Source organism: Pseudomonas sp. NFR09, assembly GCF_900111535.1.
GTDB lineage: Bacteria > Pseudomonadota > Gammaproteobacteria > Pseudomonadales > Pseudomonadaceae > Aquipseudomonas > Aquipseudomonas extremorientalis.
Map to the genome: position 1 here is coordinate 744,846 of NZ_FOIH01000002.1, position 19,351 is coordinate 764,196.

General features: G+C 60.0%; 21 protein-coding genes. 12 read left to right on the top strand and 9 right to left on the bottom strand.

Annotation, left to right across the window (positions count from 1 at the left end; translation table 11 throughout):
- Positions 1 to 17 precede the first annotated feature (17 nt).
- From BMX59_RS07395 to BMX59_RS07430, 8 genes are all read left to right on the top strand, one after another.
- Complete coding sequence (locus BMX59_RS07395; protein ID WP_071490224.1) at positions 18 to 1,166, top strand: iron-containing alcohol dehydrogenase; 1,149 nt, start codon at positions 18 to 20, stop codon at positions 1,164 to 1,166.
- Between the two features lie 84 nt (positions 1,167 to 1,250).
- Positions 1,251 to 1,925 (top strand): ribulose-phosphate 3-epimerase, encoded by a 675-nt coding sequence (gene rpe, locus BMX59_RS07400; protein ID WP_071490223.1) that lies wholly within the window; start codon positions 1,251 to 1,253, stop codon positions 1,923 to 1,925.
- Positions 1,922 to 2,740: a phosphoglycolate phosphatase gene (locus BMX59_RS07405; protein ID WP_093120876.1), complete on the top strand. Its 819-nt coding sequence runs from the start codon at positions 1,922 to 1,924 to the stop codon at positions 2,738 to 2,740. Before rpe ends, BMX59_RS07405 begins: the two co-directional genes overlap by 4 nt.
- A gap of 70 nt (positions 2,741 to 2,810) precedes the next feature.
- Positions 2,811 to 4,292, top strand: a complete 1,482-nt coding sequence (gene trpE, locus BMX59_RS07410) for an anthranilate synthase component I (RefSeq protein WP_071490221.1) — start codon at positions 2,811 to 2,813, stop codon at positions 4,290 to 4,292.
- 9 nt (positions 4,293 to 4,301) lie between these two features.
- Positions 4,302 to 4,895 carry an aminodeoxychorismate/anthranilate synthase component II gene (locus tag BMX59_RS07415; protein ID WP_071490220.1) on the top strand — a complete coding sequence of 198 codons (594 nt, stop codon included), beginning with the start codon at positions 4,302 to 4,304 and terminating at the stop codon, positions 4,893 to 4,895.
- A 9-nt stretch (positions 4,896 to 4,904) separates the two neighbouring features.
- The gene (gene trpD / locus BMX59_RS07420) at positions 4,905 to 5,954 is read left to right on the top strand and encodes an anthranilate phosphoribosyltransferase (protein WP_071490219.1); all 1,050 of its coding nucleotides are present in this window, start codon (positions 4,905 to 4,907) and stop codon (positions 5,952 to 5,954) included.
- Positions 5,951 to 6,787: an indole-3-glycerol phosphate synthase TrpC gene (gene trpC / locus BMX59_RS07425; RefSeq protein WP_071490218.1), complete on the top strand. Its 837-nt coding sequence runs from the start codon at positions 5,951 to 5,953 to the stop codon at positions 6,785 to 6,787. Before trpD ends, trpC begins: the two co-directional genes overlap by 4 nt.
- Positions 6,787 to 7,485, top strand: a complete 699-nt coding sequence (locus tag BMX59_RS07430; RefSeq protein ID WP_170856046.1) for a lipoate--protein ligase family protein — start codon at positions 6,787 to 6,789, stop codon at positions 7,483 to 7,485. Before trpC ends, BMX59_RS07430 begins: the two co-directional genes overlap by 1 nt.
- Here BMX59_RS07430 and crp read toward each other — a convergent pair.
- Complete coding sequence (gene crp / locus BMX59_RS07435) at positions 7,482 to 8,126, bottom strand: cAMP-activated global transcriptional regulator CRP (RefSeq protein ID WP_071490216.1); 645 nt, start codon at positions 8,124 to 8,126, stop codon at positions 7,482 to 7,484. The genes BMX59_RS07430 and crp overlap by 4 nt on opposite strands.
- Before the next feature lie 247 nt (positions 8,127 to 8,373).
- Here crp and BMX59_RS07440 point away from each other — a divergent pair, with 247 nt between their 5' ends.
- A complete protein-coding gene (locus BMX59_RS07440) occupies positions 8,374 to 8,796 on the top strand; it encodes an OsmC family protein (RefSeq protein WP_005792019.1) in 423 nt (140 codons plus the stop codon).
- Between the two features lie 55 nt (positions 8,797 to 8,851).
- On the opposite strand, the gene coq7 is transcribed toward BMX59_RS07440, so the two are convergent.
- From coq7 to hemJ, 6 genes are all read right to left on the bottom strand, one after another.
- Positions 8,852 to 9,499 (bottom strand): 2-polyprenyl-3-methyl-6-methoxy-1,4-benzoquinone monooxygenase, encoded by a 648-nt coding sequence (coq7, locus tag BMX59_RS07445; RefSeq protein WP_015886151.1) that lies wholly within the window; start codon positions 9,497 to 9,499, stop codon positions 8,852 to 8,854.
- A gap of 116 nt (positions 9,500 to 9,615) precedes the next feature.
- Positions 9,616 to 9,954, bottom strand: coding sequence for a histidine triad nucleotide-binding protein (locus BMX59_RS07450; RefSeq protein ID WP_010206940.1), 339 nt, complete (start codon positions 9,952 to 9,954; stop codon positions 9,616 to 9,618).
- A gap of 46 nt (positions 9,955 to 10,000) precedes the next feature.
- The gene (locus BMX59_RS07455) at positions 10,001 to 10,789 is read right to left on the bottom strand and encodes an SDR family NAD(P)-dependent oxidoreductase (protein ID WP_092242344.1); all 789 of its coding nucleotides are present in this window, start codon (positions 10,787 to 10,789) and stop codon (positions 10,001 to 10,003) included.
- Positions 10,790 to 10,852: 63 nt separating this feature from the next.
- Entirely contained in the window at positions 10,853 to 11,815 is a 963-nt protein-coding gene (locus BMX59_RS07460; protein ID WP_092242347.1) for a DUF805 domain-containing protein, read from the bottom strand.
- A 69-nt stretch (positions 11,816 to 11,884) separates the two neighbouring features.
- Complete coding sequence (locus tag BMX59_RS07465; RefSeq protein WP_093120883.1) at positions 11,885 to 12,847, bottom strand: NAD(P)H-dependent flavin oxidoreductase; 963 nt, start codon at positions 12,845 to 12,847, stop codon at positions 11,885 to 11,887.
- Between the two features lie 24 nt (positions 12,848 to 12,871).
- On the bottom strand, positions 12,872 to 13,300 hold the full coding sequence (gene hemJ, locus BMX59_RS07470; protein WP_071490210.1) for a protoporphyrinogen oxidase HemJ: 429 nt from the start codon (positions 13,298 to 13,300) through the stop codon (positions 12,872 to 12,874).
- A gap of 136 nt (positions 13,301 to 13,436) precedes the next feature.
- On the opposite strand from hemJ, the gene argC reads away from it, so the two are divergent.
- Both argC and erpA read left to right on the top strand, forming a co-directional pair.
- Positions 13,437 to 14,471, top strand: coding sequence for an N-acetyl-gamma-glutamyl-phosphate reductase (argC, locus tag BMX59_RS07475; protein WP_003210935.1), 1,035 nt, complete (start codon positions 13,437 to 13,439; stop codon positions 14,469 to 14,471).
- A 165-nt stretch (positions 14,472 to 14,636) separates the two neighbouring features.
- Positions 14,637 to 14,987, top strand: a complete 351-nt coding sequence (gene erpA / locus BMX59_RS07480) for an iron-sulfur cluster insertion protein ErpA (RefSeq protein ID WP_003176443.1) — start codon at positions 14,637 to 14,639, stop codon at positions 14,985 to 14,987.
- Positions 14,988 to 15,054: 67 nt separating this feature from the next.
- Here erpA and BMX59_RS07485 read toward each other — a convergent pair whose 3' ends face one another.
- Both BMX59_RS07485 and BMX59_RS07490 read right to left on the bottom strand, forming a co-directional pair.
- Positions 15,055 to 16,146: an anhydro-N-acetylmuramic acid kinase gene (locus BMX59_RS07485; protein ID WP_093120886.1), complete on the bottom strand. Its 1,092-nt coding sequence runs from the start codon at positions 16,144 to 16,146 to the stop codon at positions 15,055 to 15,057.
- 2 nt (positions 16,147 to 16,148) lie between these two features.
- Complete coding sequence (locus BMX59_RS07490) at positions 16,149 to 17,567, bottom strand: peptidoglycan DD-metalloendopeptidase family protein (protein WP_093120889.1); 1,419 nt, start codon at positions 17,565 to 17,567, stop codon at positions 16,149 to 16,151.
- A 209-nt stretch (positions 17,568 to 17,776) separates the two neighbouring features.
- On the opposite strand from BMX59_RS07490, the gene tyrS reads away from it, so the two are divergent.
- A complete protein-coding gene (tyrS, locus tag BMX59_RS07495; protein ID WP_010206932.1) occupies positions 17,777 to 18,976 on the top strand; it encodes a tyrosine--tRNA ligase in 1,200 nt (399 codons plus the stop codon).
- The last annotated feature ends 375 nt before the right edge of the window (positions 18,977 to 19,351 follow it).

The window sequence follows — 19,351 nt, forward strand, 5'->3', positions numbered from 1 at the left end:
AATAAGAGGCCGCGCACATGAGTACTTCCTCATTCAAGATCGCCCACAAACTGCTGACCGGCGCTGGCGCCATCGAACAACTGGCCTTTGAACTCACCCGCCTGGATGTGGACAACCCGCTGATCGTCACCGACGCCGCGCTGGTCAAGTCCGGCACCGTGGCGCTGGCCCTCGAACACTTGGGCGAGCGCACCTACGAGATTTTCGACCGCGTACTGCCCGACCCGGAAATCGCCATCGTCGAGGACTGCATGCGCGTTTACCGCGAGGGCGGGCATGACGGCCTGATCGGCCTGGGCGGCGGCAGCGCCATCGATATCGCCAAAAGCGTAGCCGCCTATGCCGGTTACCACGGTGCGCTGGCGGACCTCTTTGGCGTCGACCAGGTGCCGCGCAAGGGCCCGCCGTTGATCGCCATCCCGACCACGGCCGGCACCGGTTCGGAGGTGACCAATGTGGCGATCCTTTCCGACAAGGCCGCACAGCTGAAAAAAGGCATCGTCAGCGACTACCTTCTGCCGGATGTGGCCTTGATCAGCCCGCAAATGACCCTCACCTGCCCGCGCAGCGTTACCGCCGCCAGTGGTGTGGATGCGCTGGTGCATGCCATCGAGTCCTACTTGTCGCTGAATGCCTCGCCGATCACTGATGCGCTGGCCATCGGCGCGATCAAGTTGATTGCCAAGGCGCTGCCCAAGGCCTACGCCAACCCGGCCAACCTGCAGGCTCGTGACGACATGGCCACCGCCAGCCTGATGGCCGGCATGGCGTTCGGTAACGCCGGGGTCGGCGCGGTGCATGCGTTGGCGTACCCGTTGGGTGGGCGTTTCAACATTGCCCATGGGGTGAGCAACGCGCTGTTGCTGCCCTATGTGATGCACTGGAACAAATTGGCCTGTGTGGAGCGCATGCAGGAGATTGCACAGGCCATGGGCGTGAATGTCACCGGCTTGAGCGTCAACGATGCGGCCGATCAGGCAGTGGACGCGATGACGCGACTGTGTGCCGCCGTCGAGATTCCGGCAGGCCTGCGCAGTTTCGGCGTGCCCGAGGACGCGATCCCGGCGATGGCGGTTGAGGCGGCAGGCATTGAGCGGCTGATGCGTAACAATCCGCGCAAGCTCAGCGCCGCCGATATCGAGAAAATCTACCGGGCGGCGTACTAGCCGTTGAGCCAGGTCACGGTGCGCGCGGCAAAGCATGAGGTATACAATGCGCGCCATCGTGATTTAGCTCAAAAAAGGTGCGTCATGCAGCCCTTCGTTATTGCTCCATCGATTCTCTCCGCCGATTTCGCCCGCCTGGGTGAGGAAGTGGACAAGGTGTTGGCCGCCGGTGCCGATTTCGTGCACTTCGACGTCATGGACAACCACTACGTGCCCAACCTGACCATCGGCCCGATGGTGTGTGCGGCGCTGCGCAAGTACGGCATCACCGCGCCGATCGATGCGCACCTGATGGTCAGCCCGGTGGATCGCATCATCGGCGACTTCGTGGAAGCCGGCGCGACCTACATCACCTTCCACCCGGAAGCCTCGCTGCACGTCGACCGCACCCTGCAACTGATCCGCGAAGGCGGCTGCAAGGCGGGCCTGGTGTTCAACCCGGCCACGCCGTTGAGTGTGCTTGAGTACGTGATGGACAAGGTCGACATGGTCCTGCTGATGAGCGTTAACCCAGGCTTCGGCGGCCAGAAGTTCATCCCGGGCACCCTGAACAAGCTGCGTGAAGCTCGCGCGCTGATCGATGCTTCCGGTCGCGACATCCGCCTGGAGATCGACGGCGGGGTCAACGTCAACAACATCCGCGAAATCGCCGCCGCGGGCGCCGACACCTTCGTGGCCGGCTCTGCGATCTTCAACGCGCCGGACTATCAGGAAGTCATCGACAAGATGCGTGCCGAACTGGCGCTGGCACGTCCATGAGCGGCTTTGAGCAGCTGTTCCCCGGCAAACTGCCACGGCTGGTGATGTTCGATCTGGACGGTACCTTGATCGACTCGGTACCCGACCTGGCAGCGGCGGTGGACGAGATGCTGCTCAAGCTGGGGCGCAAGCCGGCCGGGATCGAGTCGGTGCGTGAGTGGGTCGGCAACGGTGCGCAGATGCTGGTGCGCCGCGCCCTGGCTAATAATATCGATGCCGAAGGCGTGGATGACGTCGAGGCTGAACACGCCCTGGAGCTGTTCAACGCCGCCTATGAAGACGGCCATGAACTGACCGTGGTCTACCCCGGCGTACGTGACACCCTCAAATGGCTGAGCAAGCAGGGCGTGGAAATGGCCCTGATCACCAACAAGCCGGAACGCTTCGTCGCGCCGCTGCTGGACCAGATGAAAATCGGTCGGTATTTCCGCTGGATCATCGGTGGCGACACCCTGCCGCAGAAAAAACCCGACCCGGCGGCGCTGTTTTTCGTGATGAAAATGGCCAATATCCCGGCCTCCCAGTCGTTGTTTGTCGGCGATTCACGCAGTGATGTGCAGGCGGCGAAGGCAGCGGGCGTGCAGTGCGTGGCCCTCAGCTACGGCTATAACCATGGTCGGCCGATCGCCGAAGAGTCGCCGGCGATGGTGATTGATGACCTGCGCCTGTTAATCCCCGGTTGCTTGGGAGCGGGCGCTGAGATAACGTTGCCCGACACCGATCCGTCCCCTTCTGGAAATTCCATCGTGGTGGTCACTCGCAAACTCTGGATGAAAGTCATCAAGGCCCTGGCCCGCTGGCGTTGGCGCGCCTGACTGTTCCTGGCCGCGCCCTGCGGCACGTTTGCATACCTGACTGTTAGACCCTCAAGCCACGAGGCATATCATGACCCGCGAAGAATTCCTGCGTTTGGCCGCTGCCGGCTACAACCGCATTCCCCTGGCCTGCGAAACCCTGGCCGACTTCGACACGCCGCTGTCGATCTACCTGAAACTGGCCGATGAGCCTAACTCCTACCTGCTCGAGTCCGTACAGGGCGGCGAGAAGTGGGGTCGTTACTCGATCATCGGCCTGCCGTGCCGTACGGTGCTACGGGTACATGACCATCATGTGAGCATTACCCATGATGGCGTCGAGATCGAAAACCATGATGTCGAAGACCCGTTGGCGTTCGTCGAAGCCTTCAAGGCGCGCTACAACGTGCCGACCATTGCCGGCCTGCCGCGCTTCAACGGCGGCCTGGTGGGTTACTTCGGTTATGACTGCGTGCGTTATGTGGAAAAACGTCTGGGGCAATGCCCGAATCCGGACCCGTTGGGCGTGCCGGACATCCTGCTGATGGTCTCCGACGCGGTCGTGGTGTTCGACAACCTCGCCGGCAAGATGCACGCGATCGTGCTGGCCGACCCGTCCCAGGCCGATGCGTTCGAGCAAGGCCGGGCCAGCCTCGAAGCCCTGCTGGAAAAACTGCGCCAGCCGATCACCCCGCGTCGCGGCCTGGACCTCAGCCGTCCGCCGGCGGCCGACCCGATCTTTCGTTCAAGCTTTACCCAGGATGATTACGAGCGGGCCGTCGATACCATCAAGGAATACATCCTCGCCGGCGACTGCATGCAGGTGGTGCCGTCGCAGCGTATGTCCATCGACTTCAAGGCCGCGCCGATCGATCTGTACCGGGCGCTGCGTTGTTTCAACCCGACGCCGTACATGTACTTCTTCAACTTTGGTGACTTCCACGTGGTGGGCAGTTCGCCGGAAGTGCTGGTGCGCGTCGAAGACAACCTGATCACCGTGCGCCCGATCGCCGGCACGCGCCCACGGGGTGCAACCGAAGAAGCTGACCTGGCGCTGGAAGAAGACCTGCTGAGCGACGACAAGGAAATCGCCGAGCACTTGATGCTCATCGACCTGGGTCGTAATGACACCGGGCGTGTCTCGGAAATCGGTTCGGTGAAGCTCACCGAGAAGATGGTGATCGAGCGTTATTCCAACGTGATGCATATCGTGTCCAACGTTACCGGCGAGCTGAAGGCTGGCCTGACGGCGATGGATGCGTTGCGCGCGATTCTGCCGGCGGGCACCTTGTCGGGTGCGCCGAAGATCCGCGCGATGGAAATCATCGACGAGCTGGAGCCGGTCAAGCGTGGAGTCTACGGCGGTGCCGTGGGTTATTTCGCCTGGAACGGCAACATGGACACGGCCATTGCGATCCGCACTGCCGTGATCAAGGACGGGGAGCTGCACGTGCAGGCCGGTGGCGGGATTGTCGCCGACTCGGTGCCGGCCCTCGAATGGGAAGAAACCCTGAACAAGCGCCGCGCGATGTTCCGCGCCGTTGCGCTGGCTGAACAGACCCCCAATTCCTGAGGTTCCCCCATGTTGCTGATGATTGATAACTACGATTCCTTTACCTACAACGTTGTGCAGTACCTGGGCGAGTTGGGTGCCGAGGTCAAGGTAGTGCGCAATGACGAACTGACCGTCGCCGAGATCGCCGCCCTGAACCCGGAGCGCATCGTGGTTTCGCCAGGCCCGTGCACGCCGACCGAGGCGGGTATTTCCCTGGAGGCGATCCAGTATTTCGCCGGCAAGCTGCCGATCCTGGGCGTATGCCTGGGCCACCAGTCCATCGGCCAGGCCTTTGGCGGTGACGTGGTGCGTGCACGCCAGGTGATGCACGGCAAGACCAGTCCGGTATTCCATCATGATCAGGGCGTGTTCCATGGGCTTAACTTGCCGGTGACCGTGACCCGCTACCATTCGTTGGTGGTCAAGCGCGAAACCCTTCCGGATTGCCTGGAACTGACCGCCTGGACCCAACTGGAGGACGGCTCGGTCGACGAGATCATGGGCCTGCGCCACAAGACACTGAATATCGAAGGGGTGCAATTCCACCCCGAATCGATCCTGACCGAGCAGGGCTACGAGCTGTTCGCCAATTTTCTCAAGCAGAGCGGCGGCACGCGCTAAGGACTTTCCATGGATATCAAGACTGCCCTGAGCCGTATCGTCGGCCACCTGGACCTGAGCACCGCTGAAATGAGCGATGTGATGCGCGAGATCATGACCGGTCAATGCACCGACGCGCAGATCGGCGCGTTCATGATGGCCATGCGCATGAAGAGCGAGAGCATCGACGAAATCGTCGGCGCCGTGTCGGTCATGCGCGAGCTGGCGGACAAGGTCGAGCTCAAGACCCTCGATGGTGTGGTCGACGTGGTCGGCACCGGCGGTGACGGTGCGAACATCTTCAACGTGTCGACGGCTTCTTCGTTTGTGGTGGCGGCGGCGGGTTGCACTGTGGCCAAGCACGGTAACCGCGCGGTCTCCGGCAAGAGTGGCAGCGCCGACTTGCTGGAAGCGGCGGGGATCTACCTGAACCTGACCCCGATCCAAGTGGCGCGCTGTATCGACAACGTCGGTATTGGGTTCATGTTTGCCCAATCCCACCACGGTGCGATGAAGCATGCCGCCGGCCCGCGCAAGGATCTCGGCCTTCGTACCCTGTTCAACATGCTCGGCCCGCTTACGAATCCGGCCGGTGTGAAACACCAGGTGGTGGGTGTGTTCAGCCAGGCGCTGTGCCGGCCATTGGCCGAAGTACTGCAACGCCTGGGCAGCAAGCATGTGCTGGTGGTGCATTCCAAGGACGGCCTGGACGAATTCAGCCTGGCGGCACCGACCTTCGTGGCGGAGCTGAAAAATGACCAGGTCACTGAGTATTGGGTCGAGCCGGAAGACCTGGGCATGAAGAGCCAGAGCCTGCACGGCCTGGCGGTGGAAAGCCCGGCGGCCTCCCTGGAACTGATTCGTGATGCCTTGGGCCGTCGCAAGACCGAGAACGGTCAGAAAGCCGCCGAGATGATTGTTTTGAATGCTGGCGCGGCACTTTATGCAGCCGACCACGCCTATAGTCTTAAGGAGGGTGTTGCCTTGGCCCACGATGCGCTGCACACCGGTCTGGCTCGTGAGAAGCTCGAAGAGCTGGGAGCATTCACCGCAGTATTCAAGATGGAGAATGAAGGATGAGTGTGCCGACCGTTTTGGAAAAAATCCTGGCCCGCAAGGCTGAAGAAGTTGCCGAGCGGCGCGCCCGCGTGAGCCTGGCCGAGCTGGAAGCCCAGGCAAAGATCGCCGATGCACCGCGCGGTTTCGCCAATGCACTGATCGCCCAGGCCAAGCAGAAGCAACCGGCCGTGATCGCCGAGGTCAAGAAAGCCTCGCCGAGCAAAGGCGTGATCCGCGAACACTTTGTGCCATCGGAAATCGCCGTCAGCTATGAGAAGGGAGGGGCGACTTGCCTGTCCGTGCTGACCGATATCGACTACTTCCAGGGTTCCGACCTGTTCCTGCAGCAGGCCCGCGCCGCGTGCAAGTTGCCGGTGATCCGCAAGGACTTCATGGTCGACCCGTATCAGATCGTCGAAGCCCGTGCCCTGGGCGCCGACTGCGTGCTGCTGATCGTTTCCGCGCTGGATGACGTGAAGATGGCCGAGTTGGCTGCCGTCGCCAAAAGCGTCGGCCTCGACGTGCTGGTGGAAGTGCATGACGGCGATGAGCTGGAACGCGCCTTGAAAACCCTCGACACACCGCTGGTGGGGGTCAATAACCGTAACCTGCACACCTTCGAAGTCAGCCTGGAAAACACCCTCGACCTGCTGCCGCGGATTCCGCGTGACCGTCTGGTGATCACCGAGAGTGGTATCGTCAACCGTGCCGATGTGGAGTTGATGGAGATCAGTGGCGTGTACTCGTTCCTGGTGGGCGAGACCTTCATGCGTGCCGAGAACCCGGGGGCTGAATTGCAGCGCCTGTTCTTCCCGGAGCGGGGCATGGCGGTCAGCGGTTCGACGCTGGATTGATGATGACGCAGCCGGTGGCGATGACCGTCGAAGCAGGACTTGCCGCCGAGCAAGACCTGCTGGCGGCTGTTTGCGCAGGTGAGCGGGAGTATGGGTTGTTGTTCTGGCAACCCAGCGATCAGGCTTTGGTCATGCCGCGTCGGTTGAGCCGCTTGCCGGCCTTTGAAACCGCCAGCCAGGTTTCAGCCGATGCGGGTTGGCCGGTGCTGCTGCGTGAAACCGGCGGTGAGCCGGTGCCGCAGTCGAGTGCCACAGTCAACATCGCCCTGGTCTACGCCCCGCCGCGCAGTGAGGGCGACCAGAATCGTATCGAAACCGGTTACCTGCGTTTATGTCAGCCGATCTGCGACTTGCTGATCGAGTTGGGCGGCGATGCGTCTGTCGGCGAGATCGACGGCGCATTTTGCGACGGTCGCTACAACGTCAATCTCAATGGCCGGAAAATGGTTGGCACTGCCCAGCGCTGGCGTCAAAGCGGGGGGCGCCCGGTGGGCCTGGTGCACGGTGCGCTGTTGCTGGAAAACGATCGCGAAGACCTGATCGCGGCGGTCAATCGCTTCAATGAAGCCTGCGGTCTTGAACAGCGGGTGCGTGCCGACAGCCATATCGCCCTGCACGAAGCCTTCCCGGCGCCCGATGCGATCAGCCGGCTGGACACCTTGTACCGCCAGATGTTGGCCAGCTTCCTGCCGGTTTAACGGGTACCGAACACCACCATCGTCTTGCCTTTGACGTGCACCAGGTTGCGTTCTTCCAGGTCTTTGAGCACGCGTCCGACCATCTCCCGTGAACAGCCGACAATGCGCCCGATTTCCTGGCGCGTGACCTTGATCTGCATGCCATCGGGGTGAGTCATGGCGTCCGGTTGCTTGCACAGGTCAAGCAGGCAGCGTGCAACACGGCCGGTGACGTCGAAGAATGCCAGGTCGCCGACTTTGCGCGTGGTGTCCCGCAGGCGTTGCGCAATCTGGCCGCTGAGGACATAAAGGATGTCGGGATCTTGTTGGGCCAGTTCGCGGAATTTGGCGTAGCTGATCTCGGCCACTTCGCACTCGACCTTGGCACGCACCCAGGCGCTGCGTTCCTGTTCCTTGCCGGCTTGTTCGAACAACCCCAACTCCCCAAAAAAATCCCCGGTGTTCAGGTAGGCGATGATCATTTCGCGGCCGTCTTCATCCTCGATCAGGATGGTGACCGAGCCTTTGATAATGAAGAACAGGGTTTCGGAGCGTTCGCCGGCGCAGATGATGTTGTGCTTGGCCGGGTAGCGGCGGCGCTGGCAATGCATCAACAGTTTGTCGAGATTCTTGATTTTGGGTATGGGAGTAAGGGCAACCATGGTTGTATCCCGAAAAGACTGCGCTAAATAGTTGGAGTTGTTGTATTCATCGGGTATCGGCATTGATACGCGCTGCATAAAGGGTGGCATTACGCCATCGATTTGGCGTCAGCTTAACAGACACATTCTGACTCGATTAGCCAATTTTCCGCGCAAAGCCTGCTTTTGATCGCTTTTGTTGCAAACGCTGACGCAGGCGGGCCCTGTGCTAAGCTGGCGACCCTTTTTTAGCAGTGGAGTCTGGGCGATGAAGGCACGCATCCAATGGGCGGGCGAAGCCATGTTCCTCGGTGAGTCGGGCAGTGGCCATGTGGTGGTCATGGATGGCCCGCCGGAAGCCGGTGGCCGTAACCTGGGCGTACGCCCGATGGAAATGCTCCTGTTGGGCGTAGGCGGTTGCAGCAATTTCGACGTGGTCAGCATCCTGAAGAAATCCCGCCAGGCCGTGGAAAGCTGCGAAGCCTTCCTGGAGGCGGAGCGTGCCACCGAAGACCCCAAGGTATTCACCAAAATCCACATGCATTTCGTGGTAAAGGGCAGGGCGCTGAAAGAGGCGCAGGTGAAGCGCGCTATCGAACTGTCGGCGGAGAAGTATTGCTCGGCGTCGATCATGCTGGGCGCGGCCGGGGTGGCCATTACCCATGATTACGAGATAATTGAGTTGGGTTGATCGCTCAATCGGCGGACAAAAAGAAAGGGCGCTGTGATAGCGCCCTTCTTTTGGCTCAGATTCGGTACGTGCTTTTAGTCATGACCTTGGCCAATAGGCTCATGCCAAACCGCACTGGCGCCGGGAAGCGAAAACCACCGGCATCCAGCGCGCTTTCTGCGTGATGTTCTTCATCAATGCGCATCTGCTCAAGAATGGCACGGGACTTTTCGTCTTCGGCCGGCAGTTGTTCCAGATGTTCATCCAGGTGTTTGCACACCTGATGTTCAGTCGCTGCGACAAAACCCAGGCTGACCTTGTCGCTGATCAGGCCGGCCGCGGCGCCGATCCCAAACGATAAACCGTAGAACAGCGGGTTCAACACGCTCGGGTGACTGCCCAGTTGGCGGATGCGTTGCTCGCACCAGGCCAGGTGATCGATTTCTTCCTCGGCGGCATGCTCCATGGCTGCGCGCACCTGCGGCAGCTTGGCGGTCAGCGCCTGGCCCTGGTACAGCGCCTGGGCGCAGACTTCGCCGGTATGGTTGATGCGCATCAAGCCGGCGACGTGACGGGTCTCGGTCTCGCTCATCTGCGCGTCGGGCTGCACGATGGCGGGCGAGGGGCGATACGGCTGGCCGCTGAAGGGCAGCAGCGTACGCATGGCCATGTCGGCTTGCAGCAACAGACGGTCAATCGGCGAGTAGTGACGTTGGGTAGTCATGCTGACCTCCGGGAAGAATCTCGGCGGCCAGTTTACCGCAAGAGACGGGCAAGCGTTTGCGTTGCGTCAAGGGCATGGGGTCGCAGCCTGGGCTGCGACCTTTGCTGAAAGGCTGATCAGCCCGGCGGCCAGTTCATCTGGCGCTGGCCCAGCACGTGCATATGGATGTGATAAACGGTCTGCCCGCCTTTCGGGTTGCAGTTCATCACCACCCGGAAACCTTCTTCACACCCTTGTTCTACAGCCAGGCGCTGGGCGGTGAACAGGATATGACCGGCCAGGGCTTTATCTTCTTCAGTCAGGTCATTGAGCGTGGGGATGTGTTTCTTGGGAATGACCAGGAAATGCACGGGCGCCGCCGGGTGGATGTCCTTGAACGCCAGGACTTGGTCATCTTCGTAGATGATGTCCGCGGGTATTTCTCTGTTGATGATCTTGGTGAACAGAGTATCCACAGCTGTTTCTCCATTATGAATGTGCAAGGTGAGTGTACTCAGCCAGTCAACGTGGGCAATAGGCCTTGTTGATGGCGCCGGCGATCTTGCGGGTCAGCCAGCGTGGGCTGAAACGCGGGCTGAAGGCGATCCAGCGGTTGCGACGGCCGGGGATGATGATGGCTTTGTTCTTTTCCAGTGCGCGCACGGTGTAGAGCGCCACTTCTTCGGGGCTCATCAGCTGTTGACTGCGGTCGAGCCTGGCGGTGTCCATCTGCGCGGTGCCGAAGAACGCGGTGCGTGTCGGGCCGGGGCAGAGCACCGAGACCTTGATGCCGCAGGTTTTCAGTTCTTCGCGCAAGCCTTCGGAGAAATGCAGCACATAGGCCTTGCTGGCGTAATAAGTGCTCATCCACGGGCCGGGCTGGAATGCCGCGATGGACGCCACATTGAGAATCTGCCCGCCGCCGTGCAGCGCCATGGCATTGCCGAGTGCGTGGCACATTCGGGTCAGGGCCAGGATGTTGACCTCCATCAGGTCCTGTTCGGTCATCCAGTCCTGGGCCAGGAACGGCCCGCTGGTGCCGATGCCGGCGCAGTTCACCAGCAGGTCGATCTGCCGCTCGCCTTCTTCAAGCTCCAGCAGGAACCCGGACAAGCGCAGTGGCTCGCCAAGGTCGCAGGCCCGGAACAGCACTTCGACGCCAAAGCGTTGGGTCAATTCGATTGCAATGCTTTCCAACTGATCACGCTGGCGGGCCACCAGAATCAAGCTGCGGCCGCGACGGGCGAGTGCTTCGGCCAGGGCCAGGCCGATGCCGCTGGAGGCGCCGGTGATCAGAGCGTAACGGGTCATGCCTTTCTCCATCGCAACGCCGCCGCGCCTGTGACAGAGGCATCACAGGCCGGGGGCGTTTCTTCACTGTTCTGGAGAGTCTACAGGTTCGCCCGCTTCGTCAGCACTCTGCGCTTCGTCTTCTTCGACGGTTGCCGCCTGGTCGGCGTCTTCGTCGGAGGTGATGGAGCTGCTTTCGTAGCTGCTGTCCACGTTGGCTTCGAGCTGGTCCAGGTAACCGTTCATGCCCAAGGTCACCACGATGGCAAGCATGACTGGAATAAACGCCAACCACAGCGTGGCGAGGACTTTTACCGCGGTGGAGTTACGTGGCGGTGGCGCACCATACTGGTTGGCTCCTGCATTGCCCGGCAGTACCAGCAACAGGATCGGGAAGACACTGTTCACCAATGGCACCAGGTTGAGTAGGTACAACCAGCCCGACCAACCCAGGTCATGCAGGCGTTGCACGCCGATTTGTACACTGACCCATACCAGCGCCACAAACAGCGCGAGACCCAGCAGTACTCCGATGATGGTGCCCGCAATCGGTGAGGCGGTAGCCACGGCAAAGCTGACGGTGCTGATGATGCCACCCGCAACCAGCATCGCCAGGGTCAACACCAGGGTCCATGCCAGGTAGCGCAGGCGGCCGATCCGCCCATGGATAGTGAAGACTTTGAGGGTGGCGTACTCGGGCAAGTCATCACCCACCGCCGCGCGGGGAGGCGCATAAGGCGAGGCATCCGGACGCGCGAAACCAGAAGGGCCGGAATCCGTCTCGTGAGTTTCAGCGAGGCTGAAGGCCACAGGCTGTTCGGGCTCAATGCGCGCGTCGACACCGGCGTTTTTCAGCGCGGTGAGGTAGGTTTCCGCATCCGGGCGAGACAGGTCGCGCTTGAGCGCAACCGGGCGGCCGGTAAAGAGCTTTTCGATGGCTTCGACTTCGCTCTTGAACAGCTCGGCCAGGTTCAGTTTGGCCGTGGTGCTTTCGACACCCGGGAGCAAGGCTCCATCAAACACAATCTTGAAACGGTTGTCGCTCATGCGGGCTTCCTTGTCACTTGTTCAGGGAGGTAGTGCAGGCCCGTCTAATCAGCAGGCCTGGCAGTTGGGTCAACGTGGCCAGCGCAGTTGTGCCGCCTGTTCGCGTGCCTTGCGGTATTCGGCATCCAGGCGCGCAACGAGTTCATCGACGCTGGGCAAATCATCAATCTCACCGACGCCTTGGCCAGCAGACCATACAGTCTTCCAGGCTTTGGCCTCGTCGCTCAACGGCTTGAGCTTGGAGCCGAAGTTGACCTCGCCTTTGCCTTGCAGGGCGGCGAGGTCGAAACCGGCGTTTTCCAGGCTCTGGCGCATAAAGCTGGCGGGCACGCCGGAGACAGCGGGAGTGTGCACGATGTCGGCGGCGCGCGATGTGAGCAGCATCTCTTTATACGCATCCGGTGCCTGGCTTTCGGTAGTGCCGATAAAGCGCGTGCCGAAATAGGCCAGGTCTGCACCGAGCAGTTGGGCAGCGAGAATCTCGTGCCCGTGATTGAGACAGCCGGCCAGCAGCAGGGTTTTGTCGAAGAACTGGCGGATCTCGGCAATCAGCGAGAATGGGCTCCAGGTGCCGGCATGGCCACCGGCGCCGGCGGCTACGGCGATCAGGCCGTCCACACCGGCCTCGGCAGCCTTCTCGGCATGGCGGCGGGTGGTGACGTCGTGGAACACCAGGCCACCGTAGCTGTGTACCGCGTCCACCAGCTCTTTGACGGCACCCAGGCTGGTAATGACGATGGGCACTTTATGCTCAACGCAGATCGCCAGGTCTGCCTCCAGGCGGGGATTGCTGTTGTGCACGATCAGGTTGACGGCATAGGGCGCGGGGTTGTCCAGCAGCGCCAGGCCCGCTTCGATTTCCTCCAGCCAGGCCTTGAACCCGCTGCTGTCGCGTTGGTTAAGCGCCGGGAAACTCCCGACTACCCCATTGCGGCAGCACGCCAGGACCAGTTGCGGGTTGGAAATCAGGAACATCGGCGCCGCCACGACGGGCAGGCGCAGATGTTGTTCAAGCAGAGCGGGCAGCGACATTGGAGGTACCCCAAGTAATTGAAGTTAGAACGGTTTGACCACGACCAAAATTACGATAGCCAGCAATATCAGAACGGGCACTTCATTGAACCAGCGATAAAAGACATGGCTGCGGGTGTTTTCGCCACGGGCAAAGCGTTTTACCTGCGCGCCGCACATATGGTGGTAGCCAATGAGCAGTACGACGAGGGTCAGCTTGGCGTGAATCCAACCGCCCGAATGAAAGATGCCTGGGTTCAGATAGATCAGCCAGCCGCCGAAAATCAACGTGGCGATCATCGCCGGCCCCATGATGCCGCGATACAACTTGCGCTCCATGACGCTGAAACGCTCTTTGCTGACGGTGTCCTCGCTTTGGGCGTGGTAGACAAACAGGCGTGGCAGGTAGAACAGCCCGGCAAACCAGCAGACGACGCTGACGATGTGGAAGGCTTTGATCCATAGATAGAGCATTTCTAGTTATTCCCAGGTTCACGGTAACTGAGGATAGTAGTGGCTCATGCGCCCATACGTCACGTTGGCGGTTGTCGCAGGACGATACGACCCCTATTATCGACGGCTTTCCAGTGGGTTCGTTGAGGGCAGGTTTATGGTCAAGGTCGGTATCGTCGGCGGCACGGGTTACACCGGTGTCGAATTGCTGCGTCTGTTGGCTCAGCATCCGCAAGCTGAGGTGGTGGTCATCACTTCCCGATCCGAGGCCGGGCTGGCCGTGGCCGATATGTACCCGAACCTGCGCGGTCATTACGACGGCCTGGCGTTCAGTGTTCCGGACATCAAGACCCTGGGCGCCTGCGACGTGGTGTTCTTCGCCACCCCGCACGGTGTTGCCCACGCCCTGGCAGGCGAGTTGTTGGCCGCCGGCACCAAAGTGATCGACTTGTCGGCGGACTTCCGTCTGCAGGACGCTGATGAGTGGGCCAAGTGGTATGGCCAGCCGCACGGCGCGCCGCAGTTGTTGGAAGAGGCGGTGTACGGCCTGCCGGAAGTGAATCGTGAACAGATCAAGCAAGCGCGCCTGATTGCTGTACCGGGCTGCTATCCGACGGCTACACAGTTGGGCTTCCTGCCTTTGCTGGAAGCGGGGCTGGCAGACGCTTCGCGCTTGATCGCGGACTGCAAGTCAGGCGTCAGCGGTGCCGGTCGTGGTGCGGCGGTTGGTTCGCTGTACTCCGAGACGTCGGAAAGCATGAAGGCCTATGCGGTGAAAGGTCACCGTCACTTGCCAGAAATTCGTCAGGGGCTGCGCCGCGCGGCTGGGAAGGACGTGGGCCTGACCTTCGTCCCGCACTTGACCCCAATGATCCGCGGTATTCACTCCACGTTGTACGCCACCGTGGTCGATCGCTCGGTCGACCTGCAGGCGCTGTTTGAAAAGCGTTATGCCAACGAACCGTTCGTCGATGTGATGCCGGCCGGCAGCCACCCGGAAACCCGCAGCGTGCGCGGTGCCAATGTGTGCCGGATTGCTGTGCATCGCCCGCAGGACGGTGACCTGGTCGTGGTGTTGTCGGTGATCGATAACCTGGTCAAGGGCGCGTCCGGCCAGGCGGTGCAGAACATGAACATCCTGTTTGGCCTGGATGAGAAGTTGGGGCTGTCCCACGCGGGCATGCTGCCTTGAGGCGGTTGAGTCGCTAAGCAAAAGGCCCGTTGATCGGGCCTTTTGTGTTTTTAATGGCGACAGCGCAGATTGATATACCGTAACAATAGTTGACCGCTTTTCTAGGAGAAGCGGATAATGCCGACCATTACGCATATGGCGGCGCTACGCCGGGAGATTATCAGCATGAGCGTTGAATCCTTCACCCCCACGGCTTTGCAATTCACCCACGGTGCTGCGCACAAGGTGAAGAGCCTGGTCGATGAAGAGGGTAATGATCGCTTGAAGCTGCGCGTATTCGTTACGGGCGGCGGTTGTTCAGGATTTCAGTACGGTTTTACCTTCGATGAAGATGTAGCCGATGATGACACCATCGTTGAGCGCGAAGGCGTAAGCCTGGTTGTGGACCCGATGAGCTTCCAATACCTGGCCGGTGCCGAGGTGGATTACCAGGAAGGTCTGGAGGGTTCACGCTTTGTGATCAAGAACCCTAACGCTACCACCACCTGTGGTTGCGGGTCTTCGTTCTCGATCTGATCGGCAACGGATGCAAAAACGCCGCTTGGCTGTGATAGACCAAGCGGCGTTTTGCTGTGCGCAGATTTTAGGTCGGGTAGATGGCGCCCAGTACCCGAAGTCCTCGTGCCCCGGTGACGCTTGGGCGGTTGGCGGCGATACCTTCGAGACAGCAATGGGCCAGCCATGCGAAGGCCATGGCCTCGACCCAGTCGGGGTCTACTCCGTAGATGGCGGTGCTGCTGACTTGAGTCGATGGTAGCAGAGCGGCCAGGCGGTTCATCAGCGCGGTATTGCGGGCCCCTCCGCCACACACCAGCAGTGTTTCGGTCTGGGGCTGGGCGGCCTGCAGGGATTCGATGATGGTCAGGGCGGTCAGCTCAAGTAGCGTGGCCTGAACATCCTGAGGCTCGAATGTTGGTAAGCGACCCAGGTGTTGGTGCAGCCATTCCAGATTGAACACTTCGCGGCCGGTGCTCTTGGGGCCCGTGGTCACGAAGAAAGGGTCGCTGAGCAGGGCGTTGAGTAGAGCTGGCTCGACCTTGCCGCTGGCGGCCCACTGGCCATCACGATCAAAGTGTTCACCGCGTTGCTGGTGAATCCACGCATCCAGCAGGACATTACCTGGGCCGCAGTCGAAGCCGGCTACAGGTTTGCCGGTCTCAATCAGGCTGAGGTTGCTGAAACCTCCCACATTCAATACGGCACGGTTACCGCTGTGCTCGCCAAATAGCGCTTCATGGAACGCAGGGACCAGCGGAGCGCCCTGACCGCCGGCGGCGACGTCGCGGCTACGGAAATCGCTGACCACGGTGATGCCGGTAAGCTCGGTGAGCAAGGCCGGGTTGCCGATCTGTACGGTAAAGCCCCGTGCGGGTTCATGGCGGATGGTCTGGCCATGGCTGCCAATTGCGCGAATGTCCTGAGGCTTGAGGTTTTGTTGGTCGAGTAAAGCGTGAATACCTTGAGCGGCAAGCTTCACCCAGTTCTGCTGGGCGATGGCTGAGCGAGCGATCTCATCTGCCCCGCTGGCGCAAAGAGCAAGCAGCTCAGTGCGCAGGGTATCGGGCATGGGAATGTAGTGTGTAGCGATCAGCTTGATCGCCGGGGACTGCTCGATCAAGGCGATGTCCAGGCCATCAAGGCTGGTCCCGGACATCACGCCAATATAGAGCGCCATACTTAACGCTTCGCCGAAGCCAGCAGGGTGGAGCGTTCTTGGTCCATGCGCGCCATCAACGGCTGGCTCTGTTGCATGAAACGGGCACGCTCGGCCTTGGCGATCGGGTCGGCCATGGGCAGCTTCTGGCCCAGTGGGTCGACGTGAACGCCATTGACCTGGAACTCATAATGCAAGTGTGGGCCGGTGGACAGGCCGGTAGTACCGATATAGCCGATCACCTGGCCTTGTTTCACTGTGCCGCCGGTTTGCACGCCCTTGGCAAAGCCTTGCATGTGGCCATACAGGGTGCGGTAGGTATTGCCGTGCTGGATGATCACGGTATTGCCATAGCCGCCACGACGTCCTGCCAGCAGGACTTTACCGTCGCCGGCTGCCTTGATCGGCGTGCCACGCGGGGCGGCGTAGTCGACGCCTTTATGGGCGCGGATTTTGTTCAGAATTGGATGCTTGCGACCCATGGAGAAACGCGAGCTAATACGAGCGAAGTCCACTGGGGTGCGGATGAAGGCCTTGCGCATGCTATTGCCATCGGCAGTGTAGTAGCTGCTGTTACCTTGTTTGTTGGTGTAGCGCACGGCGGTGTAGGTCTTGCCGCGGTTGGTGAAGCGTGCGGAGAGAATGTTGCCGGTGCCCACGACTTTGCCGTTGGCGACTTTCTGCTCGTAGATCACGTCGAATTCGTCGCCCTGGCGAATGTCCTGGGCGAAGTCGATGTCGTAGCCGAACACGCTGGCCATGTCCATGGTCATGCTGTGGGACAGGCCTGCCCGGGCCGCCGACTGTGACAGGGAGCTGTTGATCACCCCGTGTACATAGGCAGAGCGCATGACCGGCTTGGTAGTGATCCGATTGAAGGCAAAGCCTTTGGCGCCCTTTGTCAGGGTAATGCTTTCGAGGTCGCTGACATTGCTGTGCAGGTTGTTCAGTTGGCCATCGGGGGCGAACTCGAATTCGAGCTTCTGGCCGTGCTTGAGCTGGGTGAACTGCTTGGCTTGTTTGTCGCTCGCCAGCACTTCATTAACGGTAGCGGCGGGGAGGCCGACCTTCTCGAATAGAGTCGACAGGGTGTCGCCCTTGGCCACGATCACTTCGCGGTGATGAGGGTTTTTGGCCGTGTCGGCAGCAGGCGCAGCTGTACTCTGGGCTGCTTGTTGGGTGTCTTCGGGGTTGTTTTCTATCTGGGCGAACGGTGATTCGGTGGTCGTATTTGTGGCTTGTTGCGCGTCGGAAGCGTCTTGATCTTGTGTCAGTTGTTCAACTGGACTTTCCAGGTCAAGGCTCAGGGATGTTCGTTTGGCTTCTACGTCACTGGAAGGGAATACCAGGAGTGCCAGGCTGAGAAGGGCGGCGATACCACTTGCGGCGAGCAGGTGGGTCTTCGGGTAAAGCGGCGGCGCTTTAGACGGTTCAGTGGTCATAGGTAATTTTGACTTTGAAGATGAAATGGAAAAGATGAATGACATGATGAAGATGAAATAACTGTATAAAATATAACCAAATCATCTGTGGCGCAAGCTCGCGAACGCTGGGCTTGCTGAACGGTGTCCGTTCGCAGGGCAAAACTTGTAATTAGTCCCTGATCTTGTATGGTTGGTTCCCTTTTGAATCTGAGCCTTGCGGGTCTGTTATGAAGTCGGTTGAAGAGCAGCTAGCGCTGATAAAACGTGGTGCGGAAGAACTGTTGGTCGAAGCTGAGCTGATCGAAAAGCTCAAGCGTGGTCAGCCCCTGCGTATTAAGGCTGGCTTTGATCCGACTGCGCCGGATCTGCACCTGGGGCATACGGTGCTTATTAATAAGCTGCGCCAGTTCCAGGAGTTGGGGCACCAGGTCATCTTCCTTATAGGTGACTTCACCGGAATGATCGGTGATCCGAGCGGCAAGAGCGCCACACGTCCGCCGCTGACCCGTGAGCAGGTGCTCGATAATGCCGAGACCTACAAGACTCAGGTATTCAAGATACTCGATCCAGCCAAGACCGAAGTGGCGTTCAACTCTACTTGGATGGATCAGATGGGGCCGGCGGACTTCATTCGCTTGACCTCTCAGTACACTGTCGCGCGCATGCTTGAGCGTGATGATTTCGACAAGCGCTACTCCACCAATCAGCCGATCGCCATTCACGAGTTCCTCTACCCGTTGGTTCAGGGCTATGACTCGGTAGCGTTGCGTGCGGACGTTGAGCTGGGCGGCACTGATCAGAAGTTCAACCTGTTGATGGGGCGTGAGCTCCAGCGTGCGTATGGGCAGGAAGCCCAGTGCATCCTGACCATGCCGTTGTTGGAAGGGTTGGATGGCGTCAAGAAGATGTCCAAGTCCCTGGGGAACTATGTCGGTATCCAGGAGGCGCCGGGCGTTATGTACGGCAAGCTGGTTTCGATTCCTGATGCTTTGATGTGGCGTTACTTCGAGTTGCTGAGCTTCCGGTCGATGGACGAAATCAATGCGCTGCGTGCTGATGTAGAGGCAGGCGCTAATCCACGTGACGTGAAGATTAAGCTGGCGGAAGAGATTGTTGCGCGTTTCCATGGTGAGGAGGCTGCGGCCAGTGCTCACCGTGCTGCGGGTAATCGCATGAAGGATGGCGAGTTGCCTGATGATTTGCCGGAGATCGAGCTGTCTGCTGCCGAGGCGATGCCGATTGCTGCCGTGCTTAATAAGGCTGGCCTGGTTAAGAACTCGGCGGTTGCGCGCGACCTTCTGGGTTCGGGTGGGGTGCGTATAGATGGTGAGGTTGTGGATCGCACCTTTATATACGAGCTGGGCGCTACCCACGTTTGCCAGGCGGGGAAGAAGGCATTTGCGCGCATTACGCTAAAATCCGAATAAACCTGAAATTAAGTGTTGACGGCGAATTTTATCTGTCTATAATTCGCCCCACTTCCGGCGCAGTCGAAACGGAAAACTCCTTGGTAAACAAAGAGTTACGCAGAATTCGACAGCGACTTGCTTCAGTTCATTGGAGCCCAGAAGGAGTTGATAGGGCAGTGTTGTCTGGCTCTATTAACGTTTCGATCTTCTCGGTCGAAAGCGGAGAAAAAGAGGTGTTGACAGCAGCGTGTAACGCTGTAGAATTCGCCTCCCGCTAACGAGAGATCGGAAGCGCAAGTGGTTGAAGTTGTTGAAGAAATCTTCGAAAACTTCTGAAAATAATCACTTGACAGCAAATGAGGCTGCTGTAGAATGCGCGCCTCGGTTGAGACG